This is a genomic window from Methanogenium sp. MK-MG, from assembly GCF_009914725.1.
Classification (GTDB): Archaea; Halobacteriota; Methanomicrobia; order Methanomicrobiales; family Methanomicrobiaceae; genus Methanogenium.
Genome location: NZ_JAAAWJ010000032.1, coordinates 1 through 20027 on the forward strand (window position 1 = coordinate 1; position 20027 = coordinate 20027).

Annotated in this window: 16 protein-coding genes; 13 read left to right on the top strand and 3 right to left on the bottom strand. The window is 55.3% G+C overall.

What is annotated here, in order from left to right; genetic code table 11:
• Positions 1–1529: ATP-dependent protease LonB (gene lonB / locus MKMG_RS06360; RefSeq protein ID WP_165076696.1), on the bottom strand; the 1529-nt coding region annotated here is incomplete at its 3' end.
• 112 nt (positions 1530–1641) lie between these two features.
• On the opposite strand from lonB, the gene MKMG_RS06365 reads away from it, so the two are divergent.
• From MKMG_RS06365 to MKMG_RS06410, 10 genes are all read left to right on the top strand, one after another.
• Positions 1642–2487, top strand: a complete 846-nt coding sequence (locus tag MKMG_RS06365) for a ribose-phosphate diphosphokinase (protein WP_165076697.1) — start codon at positions 1642–1644, stop codon at positions 2485–2487.
• On the top strand, positions 2487–2972 hold the full coding sequence (locus tag MKMG_RS06370) for an NOB1 family endonuclease (protein WP_165076699.1): 486 nt from the start codon (positions 2487–2489) through the stop codon (positions 2970–2972). Before MKMG_RS06365 ends, MKMG_RS06370 begins: the two co-directional genes overlap by 1 nt.
• A 27-nt stretch (positions 2973–2999) precedes the next feature.
• A complete protein-coding gene (locus MKMG_RS06375; RefSeq protein WP_165076700.1) occupies positions 3000–3620 on the top strand; it encodes an orotate phosphoribosyltransferase-like protein in 621 nt (206 codons plus the stop codon).
• Between the two features lie 161 nt (positions 3621–3781).
• Complete coding sequence (thsA, locus tag MKMG_RS06380; RefSeq protein ID WP_165076701.1) at positions 3782–5374, top strand: thermosome subunit alpha; 1593 nt, start codon at positions 3782–3784, stop codon at positions 5372–5374.
• Between the two features lie 283 nt (positions 5375–5657).
• Complete coding sequence (locus MKMG_RS06385) at positions 5658–7562, top strand: NADH-quinone oxidoreductase subunit L (RefSeq protein WP_165076702.1); 1905 nt, start codon at positions 5658–5660, stop codon at positions 7560–7562.
• Positions 7559–8410, top strand: coding sequence for a complex I subunit 1 family protein (locus MKMG_RS06390; protein ID WP_165076703.1), 852 nt, complete (start codon positions 7559–7561; stop codon positions 8408–8410). Before MKMG_RS06385 ends, MKMG_RS06390 begins: the two co-directional genes overlap by 4 nt.
• Positions 8411–8427: 17 nt before the next feature.
• Positions 8428–8874: an NADH-quinone oxidoreductase subunit B family protein gene (locus MKMG_RS06395; RefSeq protein ID WP_165076704.1), complete on the top strand. Its 447-nt coding sequence runs from the start codon at positions 8428–8430 to the stop codon at positions 8872–8874.
• Positions 8871–9254, top strand: coding sequence for an NADH-quinone oxidoreductase subunit C (locus MKMG_RS06400; RefSeq protein ID WP_165076705.1), 384 nt, complete (start codon positions 8871–8873; stop codon positions 9252–9254). The genes MKMG_RS06395 and MKMG_RS06400 overlap by 4 nt, the downstream gene beginning before the upstream one ends.
• Positions 9254–10333: a nickel-dependent hydrogenase large subunit gene (locus tag MKMG_RS06405; protein ID WP_165076706.1), complete on the top strand. Its 1080-nt coding sequence runs from the start codon at positions 9254–9256 to the stop codon at positions 10331–10333. Before MKMG_RS06400 ends, MKMG_RS06405 begins: the two co-directional genes overlap by 1 nt.
• Positions 10334–10341: 8 nt before the next feature.
• Positions 10342–10722 carry a 4Fe-4S dicluster domain-containing protein gene (locus MKMG_RS06410; protein ID WP_165076707.1) on the top strand — a complete coding sequence of 127 codons (381 nt, stop codon included), beginning with the start codon at positions 10342–10344 and terminating at the stop codon, positions 10720–10722.
• A gap of 47 nt (positions 10723–10769) precedes the next feature.
• On the opposite strand, the gene MKMG_RS06415 is transcribed toward MKMG_RS06410, so the two are convergent.
• Positions 10770–10976, bottom strand: coding sequence for a thiamine S protein (locus tag MKMG_RS06415; RefSeq protein ID WP_165076708.1), 207 nt, complete (start codon positions 10974–10976; stop codon positions 10770–10772).
• Between the two features lie 54 nt (positions 10977–11030).
• On the bottom strand, positions 11031–11474 hold the full coding sequence (locus tag MKMG_RS06420) for a hypothetical protein (protein WP_165076709.1): 444 nt from the start codon (positions 11472–11474) through the stop codon (positions 11031–11033).
• A gap of 100 nt (positions 11475–11574) precedes the next feature.
• On the opposite strand from MKMG_RS06420, the gene MKMG_RS06425 reads away from it, so the two are divergent.
• The 3 genes from MKMG_RS06425 to MKMG_RS06435 all read left to right on the top strand — a co-directional run.
• Positions 11575–12192: an FmdE family protein gene (locus tag MKMG_RS06425; RefSeq protein WP_254059109.1), complete on the top strand. Its 618-nt coding sequence runs from the start codon at positions 11575–11577 to the stop codon at positions 12190–12192.
• 193 nt (positions 12193–12385) lie between these two features.
• The gene (locus MKMG_RS06430; RefSeq protein WP_165076710.1) at positions 12386–16291 is read left to right on the top strand and encodes a lectin like domain-containing protein; all 3906 of its coding nucleotides are present in this window, start codon (positions 12386–12388) and stop codon (positions 16289–16291) included.
• 179 nt (positions 16292–16470) lie between these two features.
• Positions 16471–20027, top strand: a 3557-nt coding sequence (locus tag MKMG_RS06435) for a lectin like domain-containing protein (protein WP_165076711.1), incomplete at its 3' end; no start/stop codon positions are given.

The window sequence follows — 20027 nt, forward strand, 5'->3', positions numbered from 1 at the left end:
GCAATCTCTTTTAAGAGACCGGTGGCAATCACCTGGCCGGTGGCGCCCTGGGTCGGGGTCACTTCAGCCACGATGGGCAGCACAGACCCGGAGTCGGTGCCCATCACGGCAAGGCCGTTCACCCGGCCCACTTCGGCACCCTCGACCACCGTGAGGTCATACTCACGGGACCGGCGGATGTACTCGTCCGACACCTGATCCTCGATGGACCGGGCCATGCTCTTTGCGTCCAGCACATGCTTTGCAGTGGCAATCTCCGCTCCTTCCTGCCGGGCCAGATCACCGGCGACACGGATGAGACCACCCATGTCACGCAGTTTGAGGGTGAGATGCCCCTTCCGGTTGGACCGGCGGCGTGCCTCGAGCAGGAGTTCGTCAATCGCACTCTGGTCAAAGTGCGGGATCTTGCCGTCATTCCTGACTTCCTGGGCGATGAACCGGATGAACTTGTCGCGGTTCTCCGGCGTGTCGAGCATCGTCTCCTGCATATAGACCTCGTACCCATAGCCGCGGATACGGGACCTGAGTGCCGGGTGCATCCCCTGCACACCGTCCATATTGCCTGCCGCCACCATCACAAACCGGCACGGGACCGGCTCTGTCCTGACCATGGCACCACTTGAGCGCTCGCTCTGGCCGGTGATGGGGAACTCTCCCTCCTGCAGGGCGGTTAATAGGCTCTGCTGGGAGTGGGGGGTGAGAGTGTTGATCTCATCGATGAAGAGCACACCTTTGTGCGCCTTGTGAATGGCACCGGCCTCGACACGGTCGTGGGCCGGTGTCTCCAGCCCGCCGGACTGGAACGGGTCGTGGCGGACGTCACCTAAGAGGGCACCTGCGTGTGAACCGGTGCCGTCGAGGAAGGGTGCGATGGAATCGGGCTTGGTGGAGACGAGGAGCTTGGGGACCATCGCCTCCTCCTTGGGGCGCGAGTACTGCATCGCCATGAAGATGAAGGCTGCCGCGATGATGCCGAAGAGCAGCTGCCCGGAGATGAAGGCATAGCCCATGATGCCGAAGATGAGGAGCATAATGAGCATGCTTCTCGTCTTGGTGCGTTTTTGAGCCTCCTGTTTGTGGGCACCCACTATTTCCTTTCCCCTGCCGGACGGAACCGTCCTGACCACAGGTTCATTCGGATCCTCTGAGTTCGGGTAGATGAGGATATCCTGCAGCTCTTCTTTCGGGAGCAGTTCTGCCATCGCCTTCGCGAGCATCGATTTGCCGGTGCCCGGAGTCCCGATCATCAGGACATGGCGGCGCTGGGTGGCTGCCTTGCGCATCACCTCGACCGCATGTTCCTGGCCAATCACCTGATCAATAAGGCTCTCGGGGACCGGGATTTCACCGGAGTTTGCCACTTCACCGGGCGAAACCGGAGCCGCTTCAGGGGCGGCAGGGGCGTCTGCACCTGCGCTGCCTGTCTCTTCTGCCCCGGTATCGGGCACCTCCGGTCTCCCCGTAGCGGCCGGGACCGTGTCCGGTGCAATGCCGGAGTCTTCTGGTATTGTATCTGTTGAATTAGTCATATCGTTATCAGGCCCTCACCATGTGACCGGTAGTGCTTTAATAATCTATTCTGATGCTTTAAGTACTTTCTAATACTGATACTTTAAGTAATTTCTAATACAGGTAATCCAGATGAAGGTAGTATGTACAGAAAAATCCCAGATTCTGGGCTCAAAGGTTGCAAAAGCACTTGATTTGCCGCTTGTTTATTCACAATTTAAAGCATTTCCTGACGGAGAATTATACCTGAAAACAGGCACCCTGGACGGAGAAACCCTGCTTGTATCAAGCACCGCTGACAACCGGTCTCTGGTCCAGCTGTTGCTGATGATCGATGCCTGTGACAGAAGTGACATCACCCTCGTTCTGCCGTATATGGGATATGCCCGGCAGGACAAGCGGTTCAATGACGGGGAACCGGTGAGCAGCCGTGCAGTTGCCCGGGCACTCTCCGCAGGCGTTTCGCGCGTCATTACGGTAAATATCCACGAATCCTCGGTGCTCTCCCACTTCCGGGCAGCGGCAGAAGACATCAGTCTGGCACCGGAGATGGCACGCTGGGTAGCAGGCTTAGGATGCAACGACCCCCTCATCCTTGCACCGGATAAAGGGGCAGCCGCATTTGCAGCGAAGATTGCCCAAAACGGCGGATGGGAGACCGACCACCTCTCAAAGACCCGCATCTCCGGCGAGGAGGTCAGAATAGCACCGACGTCTGTTGACGCCCGCGGGCGTGACATCGTCATCACCGATGACATCATATCCACCGGCGGGACCCTTGCGACCGCAGCAGGGATGCTCAAAGACGGCGGTGCCCGGTCGGTGCATGCCGCCTGCGTGCACGGGGTCTTTGCCTCCGGCGGGTTTGCCCGACTCACGGCAGCGGGTCTGGCATCGGTCGCAGCCTCTGACACCATCGAATCGGCGGCATCCGCCTACTCCGCGGCAGGGATGATTGCCGAGGCCATACAAAAATAATGGACGAAGAAGAGAAGAAACGGGTGGTGCTCGATGCATCAGTTTTTTTTGCAGATCTCCCGGTCACAGGTGAATGCTACACCACCCCTGACGTAGTGGGCGAAGTAAAGACGCAGGCGGCCCGGATGCGTCTTGCCCTGCTCGAAGAGCAGGGCCTCCGCGTCCATGCACCCGGCCCTGCTGCACGGGCAGAGGTCACTGTTGCCGCCCGGAAAAGCGGGGACGTAACCGTCCTCTCGGAGACCGACACCGGCATCCTCGCTCTTGCAGCAGAACTAAACGCAGCGGTCATGACCGACGACTTTGCGGTGCAGAACACGGCACAGCGCATGGGAATACCGGTCATCCCCATCCTGCAGCGGCGGGCAAAAAAACGAAAGTGGAGCTACCGCTGCACCGGATGCGGGCGCTTCTGGTCGGGTCCCGGCGAGTGCCGGATATGCGGTGCAGATATTCGGCGGGCACAGTCCGGAAAAAAGTATTAGCCTCTTCCCGGAGAATATGTAATCACGATGTCTTCTCTTGATGAACTTATAGGAAAGGCAAAACTGCTACATGCCGAGGGCCACAGTCCCAGCCAGATCGCGGATGAACTCTCTCTTTCAATGGAGACTGTGACCTGGCTTCTCACCCAGCAGAAGGACACCGAGGCACCGAAGGATATCCATATCAACTGGACAGTCGTCGGCGGAAATGCGGATATGCTGCGCGACGCGGCCCTGCTCCTCCTCAAACGCTATTACTACGGCGAGGCGGAGGCACGGGACTGCACCCCCGCCGATATCCCGGCACCGGAGCTGGTCGTGGGAGTCGCCCACTCGGGCATTCCCCTCGCCACGATCATCGCAGCAGAGGAGGGGGCACAGTTCACCATGTACCACCCGAAGAAGCATGCACAGGGAGAGAACCCAATCGGCTCCATATCCGGCAACTTCGCACAGGTGCAGGGCAGACACTGTCTCATCGTAGATGACGTCATCACCTCCGGCAACACGATGAAAGATATCATCAGCCATCTCGTAAACCACGGGGCGGTGCCGGAAGCCGTCTGTGTCCTCTTCAATAAAAAGAATATCAAAGAAATAGACGGGGTCCCGGTCTTCAGCCTGTTCCAGGTATCACGCACTGACTGAAACGGGATATACAGGTAGATTACATATCCCCGGAAGTTTGTACGTAAACAGAATAAGTTGATCTGCAATGTTCCGGGTAACCGGCCATTTCAGCATGCAAACACAACAACTATATAGAATTACAAATCCAATTTTATGACGCATTAAGGAGCATCTGCATTATGTTAGCGGAACAGCCAATCATTATACTAAGGGACAATGTTGAGCGCATTGGCGGAAACGAAGCCCAGAGATCCAATATTATGGCGGCCAAAGCAATCGCTGAAGCCGTGCGCACCACACTCGGGCCACGCGGAATGGACAAGATGATGGTCTCCCAGTCAGGAGGAGATGTAGTCATCACGAACGACGGCGCTACCATCCTTCACGAGATGTCGGTAGAACACCCGGCGGCAAAACTCGTCATCGAGGTAGCCGAGACGCAGGACAATGAAGTCGGCGACGGCACCACCACCGCAACCATCTTCATCGGCGGCCTGATGGAACAGGCAGAAGCCCTCATCAACCGGAAGATCCACCCGACGGTCATCGCAAACGGATACCGTCTCGGTATGCAGAAGGCACTGGAGATCATTGATGAGCAGGCCATCAGGGCCGACGGGGAAGACCGCGACATGCTCATCAAGGTCGCAGGCACTGCAGTCACCGGAAAGTCCATCGAAGATGCCAAAGACACGATCACCGGCATTGTTGTCGATGCTGTGCTGACCGTCGCCCGGAAGGACGAAGACGGGAAGTACAGGGTTGACGAGGACGACGTCCAGATCAAGACCATGGTCGGCGACAGCATGGAAGATGCGGAACTGCTCAGGGGATTCCTCCTTGACAAGACCCGTGTCCAGCATTCCATGCCGAAGAGACTCGAAGGGGCAAGGATTGCCATGCTCTCCCAGGCACTTGAGGTAACAAAGACCCAGGTGAAGTCCAAAATAAAGATCACCTCCGCAGAACAGATGGAAGCCTTCAGCGAACAGGAGAACGAGACCCTCCGCAGCATTGCAGCAGCGGTCGTTGCCTCCGGCGCCAACACCCTCTTCTGCCAGAAGGGCATTTCAGACGCAGTCCAGTTCTACCTTGCAAAGGAGAACGTCATCGCCATTCAGGACGTTCCTGAATCCGACATGAAGAAACTCGCCCGTGCGGTCGGCGCAACCATCGTCAACAAGCCCGAGGAACTGACCGAAGAGATGCTCGGCGAGGCAGGCCTCATCGAGGAGATGAAGGACATCACCATCACCCGGATCACCGAGTGCAAGAACCCGCAGACCGTGAGCATCCTTCTGAAAGGCACCTCACAGGTCTTCGTCGACGAACTCGAACGCGGCGTCTATGACGCAGTCCGTGTCGTGATGGACTCCCTCGAAGACGGAGAGTACCTTGTCGGCGGCGCTGCCATCGATATTGAACTGATGATGAAGATCGGCGAATTTGCCGCAACACAGGAAGGCAGAACCCAGCTCGCAATCGAGGCATTCGCCCGGATGTTTGAGGTTATCCCATACACCCTCGCGGAGAACTCAGGCTTTGACCAGATCGACAAGATGGTCGCCCTCAAGACCGCACATGCAAACGGTGAGAATCACGCAGGTCTGAATGTCTTCACAGGAGAGATTGTTGACATGTATGAGGAAGGCGTCATAGAGCCCGCCCGTGTCAAGCGGCAGGCAATTATGTCAGCGACCGAGACCGCTGCACTCGTCATCCGTGTCGACGACATGATGATCTCAAAGAACGCATCCCAGATGGGCATGTAAAAAACAATAAACACTTTTTTTGACATTCACACCGCTTAAGGTGCTCTTTTCCCACCTGCCACGACAAACAATCATTATATATCTGCCGCGCACCTGATTACAAAATTACCTCGCAGGAGATGGCACCATCCCCCTTCCCGCCGTGACCGGAGGGGGATTATACTGCCAGATATAAGACATTGTAATGTCATAAACAGGATTTCAACGCATAATTGCACGGTTTAGCATAATGACAATGATAAATAATGATTAATTCTCAATCATTCACACAGAGGTGTATAGCATGGAGCTCTTGGTATTCCTGATTCTTTTCCCTGCACTGGCGGCATTACTGTTCTGTATCCTACCGAACAGCCGCCTCAGAGATACAATTGTGGTAGTTGTGTCGGCGATAATAATCGTTGCGACACTGTATCTGTTTGTAGTGTTTGCGGGGGCCGGGACGGTATATTTCGATATCAACTCCGGCATGATCTCCCAGATCATGACCGGACTTGAAGTCATCATATCCGCCGGCCTCCTGTATCTCGCCGCGAAATACCGGCAATATCTCATTGCCGGGCTGGTTGTGGTCCAGCTGGGAGTGGTACTCTATGCTGAGTCACTCATCCATGAAACCGCGGCACTGAACAACCTCTTCATTGACCCGTTCTCCATCATCATGGCGATGATCATCGGCATCATCGGCAGCCTGATCTGTATCTACTCGGTCGGATACATGCGTGACTATCACGCCCACCATGATGACATGCCTGACAAACGGCGCTGGTTCTTTGCTTTGCTCTTTGTCTTCCTTGCGGCAATGTATGGGGTAGTATTTTCCAATAATCTCTTCTGGCTCTTCTTCTTCTGGGAAGTGACCACACTCTGTTCCTTCCTTCTGATTGGATACAGCTGGGACGAACAGGCACGAAAGAATGCATTCTGGGCCCTCCTCCTCAATCTGACAGGCGGTCTCGGATTTGCAGCCACATTTGTCTGGATTGGGCTTACCGACCCTTCAGGGAGCCTGATCATGATGGACACCCTGATTGCAGCAGGCCCTGCTGTCGCCATGATACCCGCAGCCCTCATCGGGTTTGCCGGTCTTACCAAGGCGGCACAGATGCCCTTCTCCTCATGGCTGGTCGGTGCAATGGTTGCACCCACCCCGGTATCGGCACTCCTGCACTCCAGTACGATGGTAAAGGCAGGTGTCTATGTCATCGTCCGGTTTGCCCCCATCTATGATGCAAGCATGGTCGGCTACATCATCTCCCTTGTGGGCGGCGTGACCTTCCTGCTTGCATCGGGCATTGCGATATCCCAGTCCAATGCAAAGAAGGTCCTTGCATATTCAACGATTGCAAACCTTGGCCTCGTCGTCGCCTGTGCGGGCATTGGCACCTATGCGGCGGTCTGGGCAGCCATACTGCTGATCATATTCCATGCGGTCGCAAAGTCCCTCCTCTTCCTCTCTGTGGGTACGGTCGAGCACAAGATCGGCAGCAGGGACATTGAGGACATGACGGGTCTTGTGGGCCGTCTGCCGACACTCGGGCTGATGATGATCATCGGCATCGCCGGTATGTTCCTTGCCCCCTTCGGAATGCTCATATCAAAATGGGCGGCCCTCTTAGCATTCATTGATGCCCAGTACGGCTTCATCCTCATTCTCCTGCTGGCATTCGGCAGTGCGGTGACGGTATTCTTCTGGACCAAATGGCTGGGCAAACTGGTGGCGGTCGCATGGAAACCCGAACCCATGGAAGTGAAGATATCCTCCCATGAATACACTGCCCTCGTGCCCCTCACGGTGCTGATGGTCGCTGTCTGTATCGGTTTCCCCCTGCTCTCCTCAGAACTGGTGGTGCCCTATGTCTTCAGCATCTACGGCATGGCAGCGACCCTCGGCCAGGCCAACACGATCATCATGGTGATGATGGTCTTCATGGTACTGGTGATGCCGCTCTCACTCTTCCACTTCAGGAAAGACCGCAAGATTCTGCCGCATTACGTGGGCGGGCGGCCGTCCACTCCTGACATGCATTTCAAAGGCAGCATCGGCGTGCAGCGCCCGGTGGCACTCGGCAACTACTATCTTGCTGACTACTTTGGTGAACAGCGCCTCTCGCATATCGGCAACGGCCTGTGCATCGCATTCATTGCCCTGATGTTAATTATGCTCCTCATGGGGGTGATCATATGATTACAGAAATCATCTTTGCAATAGGGTTCATCATCTTTGCACCCTTCATCGGTGCACTCATCGGCGGTATCGACCGGAAGGTCACCGCCCGGATGCAGGGGCGTGTCGGCCCGCCGGTGCTCCAGCCACTTTATGATGTCTTCAAACTCTTTGAAAAAGAGAAGGCGGTCGTACGAAACGAGGTGAACTTCTACATCTTCTCGTACCTGATATTTGTCGTCTTCACCGGAGCGCTCTTCTTCTCCGGCAGTGACATACTGCTCGTCATATTTGCGCTGACACTCGCCCATGTCTTCCTTATTCTGGGAGCCTATGCGGCAGTCTCCCCCTACAGCCATATCGGGGCGGAACGTGAACTGCTGCAGCTGATGGCAGTCGAACCGATGCTGATTCTTGCGGCCACCGGGTTTTATATGGCCACCGGATCCTTTGCTGTCAAAGACATCGCCCTGTGGCCTGAGCCCATCTTCATGACCATACCGCTCATCTTTGTGGGTATCGTCTATGTGCTCACCATCAAACTGCGCAAGTCACCCTTTGACCTTGCAACCTCGCACCATGCCCACCAGGAACTGGTGAAGGGGCTTACAACAGAGTTTGCCGGCCCCACTCTGGGCATGGTCGAGATTGCACACCTTTATGAGACAGTATTCTTCTTAGGCATCGTCTGGCTCTTCTTTGCCTCCATGCCATGGGTCGGTCTTCTTGTTGTCATCATCGTCTATTTCATTGAGATACTGGTAGACAACACTACAACACGTGTACGCTGGCAGGTGATGCTCAGGAGTGCATGGCTCGTGGCACTCGTTGCCGGTGCAGTCAACCTGGGGGTCCTTGCCCTGATGTAAGGAGGTGAGTTGAAAAAATGTCATATATTACAAAATCTCCGTGGATTATCCATTACGACGGGTCCAGCTGCAATGGCTGCGATATTGAAGTGCTCGCCTGCCTCACTCCGCTCTATGACCTTGAGCGGTTCGGGATTGTCAATACCGGCAACCCGAAACACGCCGATGTCTTCCTTATAACAGGCGGCATCAACGAACAGAGCCGGGCAGTGGTGAAGAACACCTATGAACAGATGCCTGACCCAAAGGTCGTGGTCGCAATAGGTATCTGTGCCGCCACCGGCGGTGTGTTCCGGGAATGCTACAACATCATGGGCGGGGTTGACAAGGTCATCCCGGTCGATGTCTATGTGCCCGGATGTGCGGCCCGGCCCGAGTCCATCATCGACGGCGTCGTCAGTGCCCTTGGTATTCTCGAAGAGAAACGGGCAAAGATGGCAGAGAAAGGAGGTAAAAAACAATGATCGAACAGAAACATACCATAACAGAGATTGCGGTCACAGACCTCCTGAAGAAGACCGGGGAGTGTCACGAGAAGGGGCACCGGCTGGTACAGATCGGCTGCACCCCTCTCGGGGACTGCTATGAAATCAATTATACCTTCACGACGTCGTGGGACTTTGAGAGTCTCCGCATCACGGTCAACGACGGTGACAAGATACCCAGCATCTCCGGCATATACTGGGGGGCATTCATATATGAAAACGAGATCCATGACCTCTTCGGCCTGACGGTGACGGATATAAACGTTGACTTCCAGGGTCATCTCATCGAGACACGAATCCCGTCGCCCTTCAAAAACGCGCCTCCTGTCACCAAGGTAAAGAAAGGAGGGGATGCGTAATGGGCAACCAAATCGTTGTGCCGTTCGGGCCCCAGCACCCGGTGCTGCCCGAACCCATCCACCTGGATCTGGTGCTGGAAGATGAGCGGGTGGTTGAGGCGGTCCCCACCATCGGGTATGTCCACCGCGGTCTTGAGAAACTCGTTGAGAAACGTGATTACAAGGACTATGTTCTCATCGCAGAACGGATATGCGGCATCTGCTCGTTTACCCACTCGGTGACCTACTGCAATGCGATTGAACGTATCATGGGCATTGAGGTCCCGGCACGGGCACAGTTCATCCGGACCATCTGGATGGAATACTCAAGGATGCACTCCCACCTCCTCTGGCTCGGCCTGACGGCTGATGCAATGGGATTTGAGAACCTCTTCATGAACGCCTGGCGCCTGAGAGAAGAGATTCTTGATGACATGGAAGCGACAACCGGCGGCCGTGTCATTCAGGGCTCGTGCAAGGTCGGCGGTATCCGCCGTGACATATCAGACGATAAACTCGGCGAGATGGTGGACCACCTGAAGAAGATCCGGCCCCTTCTGGAGGAGTCAAACCGCATCTTCACCCATGACCAGACCGTGCGCCACCGCATGCGTGGCCTCGGTGTCCTCTCGAAAGAGGACGCATGGGATCTCGGTGCGGTCGGCCCGACAGCCCGCGGCAGCGGCTGTGACATGGATGTCCGGTCCAGCGGCTACTCGGCATACGGCGAACTCGGGTTCAAACCGGTCGTATTCACCCACGGTGACTGCCTGGACCGCTGCCTGGTCCGATCAGAGGAGGTGCTCGCAGCAGTTGACCTCGTCGAACGTGCGGTGGCAAAGATGCCGGACGGCCCCATCGAAGAGAAGGTGAAGGGCAACCCCGATGGTGAGTATTTCGCCTTCTCCGAACAGCCACGTGGCGAGTGCATGCACTACATCAAGGCAAACGGGAAGAAGAACATCGTCCGGCACCGTGTGCGGACACCGACCTTAACCAACATCCCGCCTCTGGTGAAGATGCTCGAAGGCATCGAGATGGCGGATGTGCCGGTGGTGGTGCTGACCATTGACCCGTGTATCGGGTGTGCGGAGAGGTGAGAGAGGATATGCAGATATTTACCATGACAAAGCGGGCGCTTGCAAATCTGGTGGGCAAACCCGCCACCCTGATGTACCCGGCAACGCCTGCCAAACAGTATGAAATATCCCGCGGGCATGTGATCATTGCAATCGAGGACTGCATCTACTGTGGCAACTGCCAGCGCCACTGCGTCTCGCAGGCGATAGTGGTGGACCGTGAGGCCCGGACCTGGGAGATTGACCGCCTCCGCTGCATCATCTGCGGTGTCTGTGCAGAGGTCTGCCCGAAAGACTGTATTTTTATGGAACCTGATTATCCCCCTTCGACCACCGGGACTGCCATGGAGTTCGTGCAGGGTCCGCCTGCACCGCCCAAGGCAGAGAAGAAACCAAAAGCTGAGGAGTAATCCCCGGCATATCCTGTTTTTTTATTGTTGTTGATCTGTGCGGGTATCTATCCGCGTGATGCGGTCTCTTCTATCGTGACTTCCCCTTCACAGACCGGTGCGTCTTCGGGGAGAGACCGGTCCCCTGCAAAGATGAGGACGGTGTCAGGGATAAGGCCACAACGCAGAATAAGGTCTGCATAGGTCTCCCCCTCTGCATAGTCAATCTCTTGTGTGGTTCGGGAACGGGAGAAATAAAACCTGACAACGGGCATACCCATTATCTGGGAGTGCCGGATAAAAAAAGGGACGGAAAATAAATCTGCCCTTCAGAAGGGGAGAGATAAATATTCCATCTGTTCAGTCTTTGTCGTTACCACCGGGTTTTCCCCACCGATGGCGAGGTCTGCATATCCCACCGGTCCCGCCTCCAGCACGATGGTCACCGTCTCTGTCCAGGTAGTATCGGGTGCGATGGTGCCGAACTCCACACTCTCGTGAGCCATCCGTGACATCTGGCTGGCATCAGGGGTCTGCAGGGTAATACCTATAATAACATCGGTGGCTGACGCGGTTCCGGTATTTGTAACCGTGACTGTCATGGTGTACCAGATTGTTTCAGAGGCGGCATCAGTGTCTGTGATGGTGACATTACTCGCTTCCACGATCATCTCCGGCTGTGCATCGGTGCAGCCTGCGGCGATGATGACACAGGCAAGGCAGGCAAAGAGACCTGCCATGAGTATATATGAAGAAAAGGGAGTTATTTTCATTACAAAATTCATTGCCCGTGCGGGATAATAATATCCACGATTTTATGCAGCACCATCGGCTGATACAGGTATTTATCACTCCGGCAGGCAAAGATAACAGATGATGACACTGACACTTCCGCCGTTTGAAGAGGTGGCCGCATTCCATGGCCATATCTGTCCCGGCCTTGCGTTCGGATACCGGGCATCGGAGTATGCAAAAGAGTGCCTGAACACCGGCCGGTCAGAGGACGAGGAGATGGTGGCCATTGTTGAAAATGACGCCTGCATGATCGATGCCATCCAGTACATCACCGGGTGCACGATGGGAAAAGGCAACCTCATCTTCCGTGACCACGGCAAACCGGTCTACACCTTCATACTCCGGAACGGCGAGAAGGCGGTACGCATTGCCCAGAGACCTGCATTCAGTCAGGAAAAATTCTTCCAGGAGACAGAAGAGATCCACGCACGGATGGCCGCAGGCACTGCCACGGATGCAGACCGGGCACGGATGCAGGCACTCCGGGAGGCAATGATCGATAAGATTCTCACCGCCCCTCTGGATGAAATATATGAATGCAAAGAGGTCGAACCAGAGCTGCCGGAACGGGCCCGCATCTTCCGCTCCGTTCCCTGCGCAGTCTGCAGGGAACCGGTATCCGAGCAGAGAGCACGGGTGCAGGATGGAAAAATTGTCTGCATACCCTGTTTCAATGAATACACCCGCGGCTGGTGAAAGCAGCCGGATCTCCATATCTTTTTTACACACCCTCTGTGTCACCATCACAGGAGGGAAGTCTCCCGGATACATCGGACCGGAGACGTCATGTATTGCATAACCGGCCTGCATATCGCAGAACACAGGTACATTCCAGCACTTTAATACCTGATTCCGCTGACAAATTCACCATATATTTTAAGGTGGTATTATGGTTCCCATATCATTCAGCAGATTAGCAATTCTTCTTATTACCGCCCTCATCCTCGTACAGGGGGCAGCAGCGCTCACCATTGAACAGGCACCACTCAATCCGGCATTTGTCGCATACACAGAAGGCATGGATAATGGATGTCCTGACCAGTCCTCCATCGACAGCGTGGACTCAGGCCTGACGGGAGGAACGGATGCCCCCTATGCAACCGGTCTGCTCCCGTCGCCTGCGGTCGCATTCTGGCCGGACGGATATGTGTTGGATGCAGTGATCGATGAAACGGCACTTCCCGGGTATTTTGACCTGCGTGACGAAGGCCGGGTCACCCCGGTTCGTGACCAGGGGAAATGCGGCAGCTGCTGGGCATTTGCCACATACGGCTCACTGGAGTCAACGTATCTCACCGATACCGGTGAGGCAGAGAATTTTTCAGAGAATAATATGAACAACCTCTGTTCCAACCAGTACCCGGACGGGTTTGACTATGCGCCCTGTAAGGGAGGGGTCGCCTTCATGTCCACCGCCTATCTCACCCGCGGCAGCGGGCCGGTGCAGGAGGCCGATGACCCCTATGCACTCCCCTACCCGTCCAACATATCACCTACCGATCTGCCTCCGGTTATTGATGTTCTTGATGTTTCCTTCCTCCCGCCGCGGACAGATTCATTTGACAACAGCCTGTTTAAGCAGACGCTCATGAATGAGGGGGCAATCTGGGTTGCATTCACTGTGAACTGGTCCTGTTTTGCTGACAACTACACCACCTATTACTGGCCGGGTGATGAATATGCACCAAACGGGGGTCATGCGGTCACTCTTGTGGGGTGGGACGATACCTTCCCGAAAGAGAACTTTAACGTCACTCCACCGGGTGATGGTGCCTTCATCCTCAAAAACAGCTGGGGCACCGGCTCCGGAGACGAGGGATTCTTCTATATATCGTATTATGATCCTGCCATCGGCTATTTCAACGGGGAAGGCACTAACCCCTATGACTTTACCTATTACAATACTCCCGGTGCGCTCTATACCGGCGTTCCGGCAGAGGAAGACAGACAAATATACCAGTATGACCCCCTCGGCTGGACCACGAGCATCGGCACCGGCGCTGCCGGCCCTGTCATGGGAGCGAATGTATTCACCGCAGACCGCTACGAAGAGATCACCGATGTGAGCTTCTATACCCGTGAGCCGGAGACAGAGTATGTGGCTGCCATCTTCACCGACTTCACCACCCCGCCGGGCGATGCCGCACCGGTCGCCTGGACATACGGCACCGCCGACATGCCGGGCTACCACACCGTCACCCTCCCGGAGACTGTTCCCCTCATCCCCGGAGAGATCTTCTCGGTCGTCCTTATGGTGGTCTCACCGAATGACGGCTACCCGCTTGTTGTGGAAAAGCCGATTGAGGGATACTCGTCCGGCGCCACCGCAGAGGCCGGCGAGAGTTATGTGAGTACTGACGGGGAAAACTGGGAGGATCTGACCGAAATATTCCCGGACACCAATATCTGCATCAAGGCGCACACCAGCCCTCTCACCGTCGTGCCACGGGATTACCCGACCATTATGGAGGCGGTGAATGCCGCAGCAGACGGTGACACCATCATTGTGGAGAGCGGCACATACCCCGAAGAACTGGAACTGGAACAGCCCATCACCCTCTTCGGTGTGGGGATGCCGGTTATCGCCACCCCGGAAGATGGAATTGGTGTTGAAATTGAGGCAGACAACTGCACCATCTCCGGGTTCTCCTTTGAGGGAAATGAGGGGGAAAACCTTGCCGTGGGTATCTCAGGAGATGACTGCACGTTGTTTGACACTGAAATCACCGGCTGCAAATTCGGCCTTTATATCAGGGATGTGCAGGGTCTCTCCTTATCCACAATCACAATGCACGACAATACGTACAATCTCATTTACTGGGACGGATGCGAAAACCCCGGCAACACCATTGACGAGACGGTCACGGTGAACGGCCGGCCGGTCATCTACCGGGAAGGTGTATCAGGGGAGACCATCGATGCATCTTCAAACGCAGGAGCCGTCATCTGTGTAAATTCTACTGACATCACTATCCGTGACACCACAACAACGGCCATGGGAGACGGAATTACCCTCCTCTTCTGCCGGGACGTGTGCGTGGAGAATGTAACCGCGGACAAGATATTTAGCGACGGAGTGTGGGCTTCTTCCTCGGAGAATATCACCGTGCATGACTCTTCGTTTGGTTCGGACATGTATCGTGGCATTTTTGCGGAAGAAACCAACGGACTGCAGGCAACAGGAAACAATTTTGCCTACCGGTACGGTGGTGCAGGGGTGTCCCTCCTAAGAGGGAATGACTCTAGAATAACAAACAACACCATGAGCAGCGATGAAGACTGTATGGGAGTGGTGGGAAATGAGATCTCCGGGTTAATTGTGGCCGGAAATACGATCGAAGGTGGCACAGGATACGGAATCGACATCATAGATGCAGACATGATCACCATATCCGACAACACGATGGATGTCACCAAATACGGAATCAGGATTCAAAACGTGGAGATGGCCACCGTCTCTGATAATACTGTCCAATGCAATGACAGAGGAACTGGCATGTTGATAGTAGCAGACGGGGCAGAGATCACCGACAATACGATAGAAAACTGCTCAGAACAGGCACGGATGATTCTGAACAATTCCGTTGTTCGGGGGAACTCCTTTTCCGGAACAGTATATCCGGAGATCATACTCCCAAATCCGGATGGAGACGTCTCTGTATACCGCAATGACTTCATCCTGATACCGGGGGATTCAGCTGCTGATAGTATCACCACCCGCATTACCGGGGCAGACACCCGGGGACAGGAGATAAAGAGTCACGTGGACCGGAGAGGGAACGATGAATTATCGTGGCATGATGCACTCATGGATGATCAATACCATGCCGATACGTTCTCCATGATAGCTGAAATCTCAGAACAGGATGCTGCACAAATGGTTGAGGTCCAAAATAGCGGAATCTGGCACTCACCGACAGAGGAGACCTACTGGTACCGCGGACAGCCATTCACCGGGTTCATGGGGAACTACTGGAGCACATACAATGGCACTGACACGAATCACAATGGTATCGGGGATGCACCCTTTACGATTTACGGAGATGATTATGACACCTACCCCCTGGTGAAACCATTTGCCTGGTATCCGGACAAAAACCCAGATTCCGGAAGCGATGATCCGTCAGCCGACATGGCAACATCTCCTGCCCTGAATGCCGGGGAATCCGCAACCCTCAGCTTCACCGGCTCTGCGGTGCAGACTGTCACGGTCACCGCAGCAGAGGGAACCGGGAGAATTCTTCTCACCGTTGATCAGGCCAAAAACGGTCCCGATGGGCTGGAAGGGCCGGTTTACCAGTACCTCTCCGCACAGCTCACCGGCATGGCGGATGATGAGATCACAGAGGCGGTCTTCTCCTTCCGGGTCTCTGCGGCATGGCTGAGGGCGGAAGGGGTGCTTCCAACAGCGATCACCCTCTGGCGTTTCCATGACAATGCATGGCAGGAGCTCCCCACCTCCGTTCTCCGTGAAGAGGGCGGATGGGTGTACTATGAGGCCACCACACCAGGTTTCTCCTCCTTTGCCATCGCCGCCGGTGACGGACAGAAGGTGACCGTCACCATCGATGCTGCGGCGCCGATGGTGGGAACGGATACGGTTGACGTATCTGTCACTACGGAATCCATGAATGAGACGGCCACAGCACCACAGGTGACGGTCGCCATTCCTGAAGAGGAGGGCACCGGAACTCCGACAACCACCCCGCAGGAGAGCCCGCTTGGTCTCATCCCGCTCATCGGCGGGGCAGCGGGTGCGGCCCTGCTCTTTGGGAAACACTACGAAAACAAGTGAATGAGTCCGTGAGAAACCGGCCACAACCGCTTCTCTTTTTTATAATCCCAATCTTCTTTCAATATTTTTTCAGGAACGCAGAGTCCGTTGCATGCCCGCAGTCCCAGGACACAGGTACATTCCAGCACCTTAATACCTGATTCTGGCGACAGATTCAATGTATATTTCAAGGTGACGCCATGACACCCATATCGTTAAAACATTCAGCAATTCTCCTCATCACTGCCCTCATCCTCATACAGGGGGCAGCAGCGCTTACAATCGAACAGGCACCGCTCAACCCGGAATTTGTCGCATATACGGAAGGACTGGATGCAGATGACAGCGACCAATATTCCATCGACAGCTGCGGGGATTCCTACACGGCGACAGGCACATACCATTCTTTGACCGGACTTATCCCGGCACCCGGTGTCGTCATCTGGCCGGATGGATATACGGCAGAAGCAGATACTGACACACAGACATACCCCGCCCGGTTTGATCTGCGCGATGACAACAGAGTCACTCAGGTCCGTGATCAGGGCTGGTGCGGCAGTTGCTGGGCATTTTCCGCAATCGGCTCCCTGGAGTCAACGTATCTCACCGACACCGGGGATGCGGAAAACTTCTCTGAAAACAATGTGAAGAATCTCTGTTCAAACCTCTACCCCGAAGGGTTTGATTACGGACCCTGCGACGGAGGGAATGACTTCATGTCCACCGCCTACCTCACCCGCGGCAGCGGGCCGGTGCAGGAGACAGCCGACCCATACATCCTCCCTATACCATCCACCATCTCACCAACCGATCTCTCTCCGGTTCTGGATGTCCGTGACATCACCTTTCTGCCACCGCGAACAGGCCCCCTTGACAACGACCTCTTCAAGCAGACACTCATGGATGAGGGTGCCATCAGTGTTGGATTCATCATCAACGAATCCTGCTTTGCGGATAATTACACCACCTACTACTGGCCTGGTGAGCAGTATGCCATCGACGGCGGCCATGGAGTTATCCTCGTCGGGTGGGACGATACCTTCCCGAAAGAGAACTTTGCCGTTGAGGCACCGGGTGACGGCGCCTTTATTCTGAAGAACAGCTGGGGGATCTGGTGGCCGGGGTCTGACGGGTACCTATATATCTCCTACTATGACCCTAGGCTGGGCCATTTCTGGGACGATGATCAGCAGTATTGTGGTGGCGGAAACGATGATTCCACTCCCGGTGTGCTCTACACCGGTGTTCCCGCCGATGCTGACAAACAGATCTATCAGTATGACCCCCTCGGCTGGACCACGAGCATCGGTACCGGCACGTCCACCACATTCTATGGAGCCAATGTCTTCACGGCAGACCGCTATGAAGCGCTCACCGACGTGAGTTTCTATACCCGTGAGCCGGAGACAGACTACACAGTTGCCATCTTCACCGACTTCACCACACCGCCGGGCGACGCCGCACCGGTCGCATGGACATCCGGCACCGCCGACCTCCCCGGCTACCACACCATCACCCTGCCGGATTCGGTCACCCTCATGCCCGGTGAGGTATTCTCGGTAGTCCTTGAAGTCTCATCACCGACCGATACTCACCCCCTTGTCGTGGAGCAGCCGATTGAGGATTACTCATCCAAAGCCACCGCAAAAGCAGGCGAGAGTTATGTGAGTGCGGACGGGGACGCATGGGATGACCTGACCACGATATTCCCGGACACCAATGTCTGCATCAAGGCGCACACAAGTCCCGCCATCGTCGTCCCCCTGGACTATTCGACCATTCAGGAAGCAGTCGATGCCGCAGTGTCCGGTGACACGATCGTTGTTGAAAGCGGCACATACCCGGAAGAACTGGAACTCGACAAACCAATCACTCTGCTGGGCGTGGGGATGCCTGTTCTTGCCACCCCGGAGAATGGCATTGGTATGGAATGTGAGGCGGACAATATCACCATCGCCGGGTTCACGTTCGACGGCAACGATGCCGCACGCGGGGGCATCGGCATTCTGGGCAATGACGCCACCCTGTACGACATGGAGATAACCGGCTACGAAGACGGCCTGTATATCGGCTTCGTCAATGGACTCTCCCTTTCCCGCACCGCTGTGCATGACAACGACAACAATCTCGAGTACGCAGACTTTCAGGAGAACCCCGGCAATACCATTGCAGAGACGGTCACCGTGAACGGTCGCCCGGTTGTCTACCGGGAGGGCGTGTCAGGGGAGATCATTGATGCCACTTCAGACGCAGGAACCGTCATCTGTGTGAACGCCACGGATATGATCATCCGTGACATTACCCCGGAGGCCATCAATGACGGAATCTTCCTCTTCGGATGCCGGGATGTCATCGTCGATAATGTCACTGTTGACATGGCATACCACGGAGTGCTGGCATATGAATCGGCAAATATCATTGTGCAGGACTCTTCGTTCGGCCCGTATGTGGATTCCGGCCTGAGATTGTACGAGATATCCGGTGTGCTGGCAGAAGGCAATGAGATTTTCTGCCACGATGGGGGATCCGGTATCGAATTCATGTATGCGGAGGACACCGCGATAGTAAATAACACCATCACCGGGGGAATGGGTGTGATGGGAGCGCTCCTCATCAACACCACCATAACGGGCAATACAATCGATGATACCCCGATAGGCATTGAATCCGTGATGGGAGAGGATCTGACAGTGACCGGCAACATAGTGAATGCCACCCTTGCCGGGATCTATACCGAAAGTATGGGGAACCTTCTGGTCTCTGACAATATCATCCGGTGCAATGATTTCGGCATCGGCATGATGATCATCAGGGCAGATGGGGCGGACATTGCCGGGAATTCCGCAGAGAACTGTTCGTTTCAGGCAGGGATGATACTAAACGACTCTGTTGTGTATGAGAACCGGTTCTCCGGGGCGAGGTATCCTGACATTAAAGGAACGGACGCGGGAGGAGATGTCTTTGTATACCGCAATGACTTCGTTTTAACAGAAGGGGATGCAGAAACAGACATAGATACATTCACCGCAGACACCACCGAAATGCAGGAGAGAATGGACGGGATATTGGATCGCGATATGTGGGATGATCTGTTCCTGAGCGATGTGTATGCTGACGATGCGTTCGCGGGCATGACCGATATGTCCAAATGGGATGCTATGTCTCTGGATGCAGTCCAAAATACTCCGGTGTGGCACTCCCCGACAGAGGAAACCTACTGGTACTACGGACGGGCATTCACCCAATCCATGGGCAACTACTGGAGCACCTACAATGGCACTGACACCACCCATGACGGCATCGGGGAGACACCATTCACGATTTCCGGAGAAGAGACCGATATCTGCCCGTTAGTGAACCCGGTTGCCCGCTACTTCAACGAAAACCCGCTGCCTGCAACGGATGAGGATGCGTCAGCCAACATGGCGACTTCGGGTGCTTTGAGTGCCGGGGAATCCGCAACCCTCAGCTTCACCGGCTCTGCGGTGCAGACTGTTACAATCACCGCGAAAGAAGGGAGTGGACGAATACTCCTTACCGTGGACAATGCAGGCACCGGCCCGGACGGGCTGGAAGGATCGGTCTACCAGTACCTCTCCGCACAGCTCAGCGGTATGACGGACGATGAAGTCAGCGGGGCCGCCTTCTCCTTCCGGGTGCCCGCTGCATGGCTGAGGGCGGAAGGGGTGCTTCCAACAGCGATCACCCTCTGGCGTTTCCATGACAATGCATGGCAGGAGCTTCCCACCTCCGTTCT

Coding starts and splice junctions, on each gene's coding strand:
- MKMG_RS06415 (WP_165076708.1), bottom strand. CDS start 10,976: ATGCCCGTTGTCAGGTTTTATTTCTCCCGTTCCCGAACCACACAAGAG.
- MKMG_RS06385 (WP_165076702.1), top strand. CDS start 5,658: ATGGAGCTCTTGGTATTCCTGATTCTTTTCCCTGCACTGGCGGCATTA.
- MKMG_RS06370 (WP_165076699.1), top strand. CDS start 2,487: ATGGACGAAGAAGAGAAGAAACGGGTGGTGCTCGATGCATCAGTTTTT.
- MKMG_RS06365 (WP_165076697.1), top strand. CDS start 1,642: ATGAAGGTAGTATGTACAGAAAAATCCCAGATTCTGGGCTCAAAGGTT.
- MKMG_RS06410 (WP_165076707.1), top strand. CDS start 10,342: ATGCAGATATTTACCATGACAAAGCGGGCGCTTGCAAATCTGGTGGGC.
- MKMG_RS06430 (WP_165076710.1), top strand. CDS start 12,386: ATGGTTCCCATATCATTCAGCAGATTAGCAATTCTTCTTATTACCGCC.
- MKMG_RS06390 (WP_165076703.1), top strand. CDS start 7,559: ATGATTACAGAAATCATCTTTGCAATAGGGTTCATCATCTTTGCACCC.
- MKMG_RS06400 (WP_165076705.1), top strand. CDS start 8,871: ATGATCGAACAGAAACATACCATAACAGAGATTGCGGTCACAGACCTC.
- MKMG_RS06420 (WP_165076709.1), bottom strand. CDS start 11,474: ATGAAAATAACTCCCTTTTCTTCATATATACTCATGGCAGGTCTCTTT.
- thsA (WP_165076701.1), top strand. CDS start 3,782: ATGTTAGCGGAACAGCCAATCATTATACTAAGGGACAATGTTGAGCGC.
- MKMG_RS06395 (WP_165076704.1), top strand. CDS start 8,428: ATGTCATATATTACAAAATCTCCGTGGATTATCCATTACGACGGGTCC.
- MKMG_RS06375 (WP_165076700.1), top strand. CDS start 3,000: ATGTCTTCTCTTGATGAACTTATAGGAAAGGCAAAACTGCTACATGCC.
- MKMG_RS06425 (WP_254059109.1), top strand. CDS start 11,575: ATGATGACACTGACACTTCCGCCGTTTGAAGAGGTGGCCGCATTCCAT.
- MKMG_RS06405 (WP_165076706.1), top strand. CDS start 9,254: ATGGGCAACCAAATCGTTGTGCCGTTCGGGCCCCAGCACCCGGTGCTG.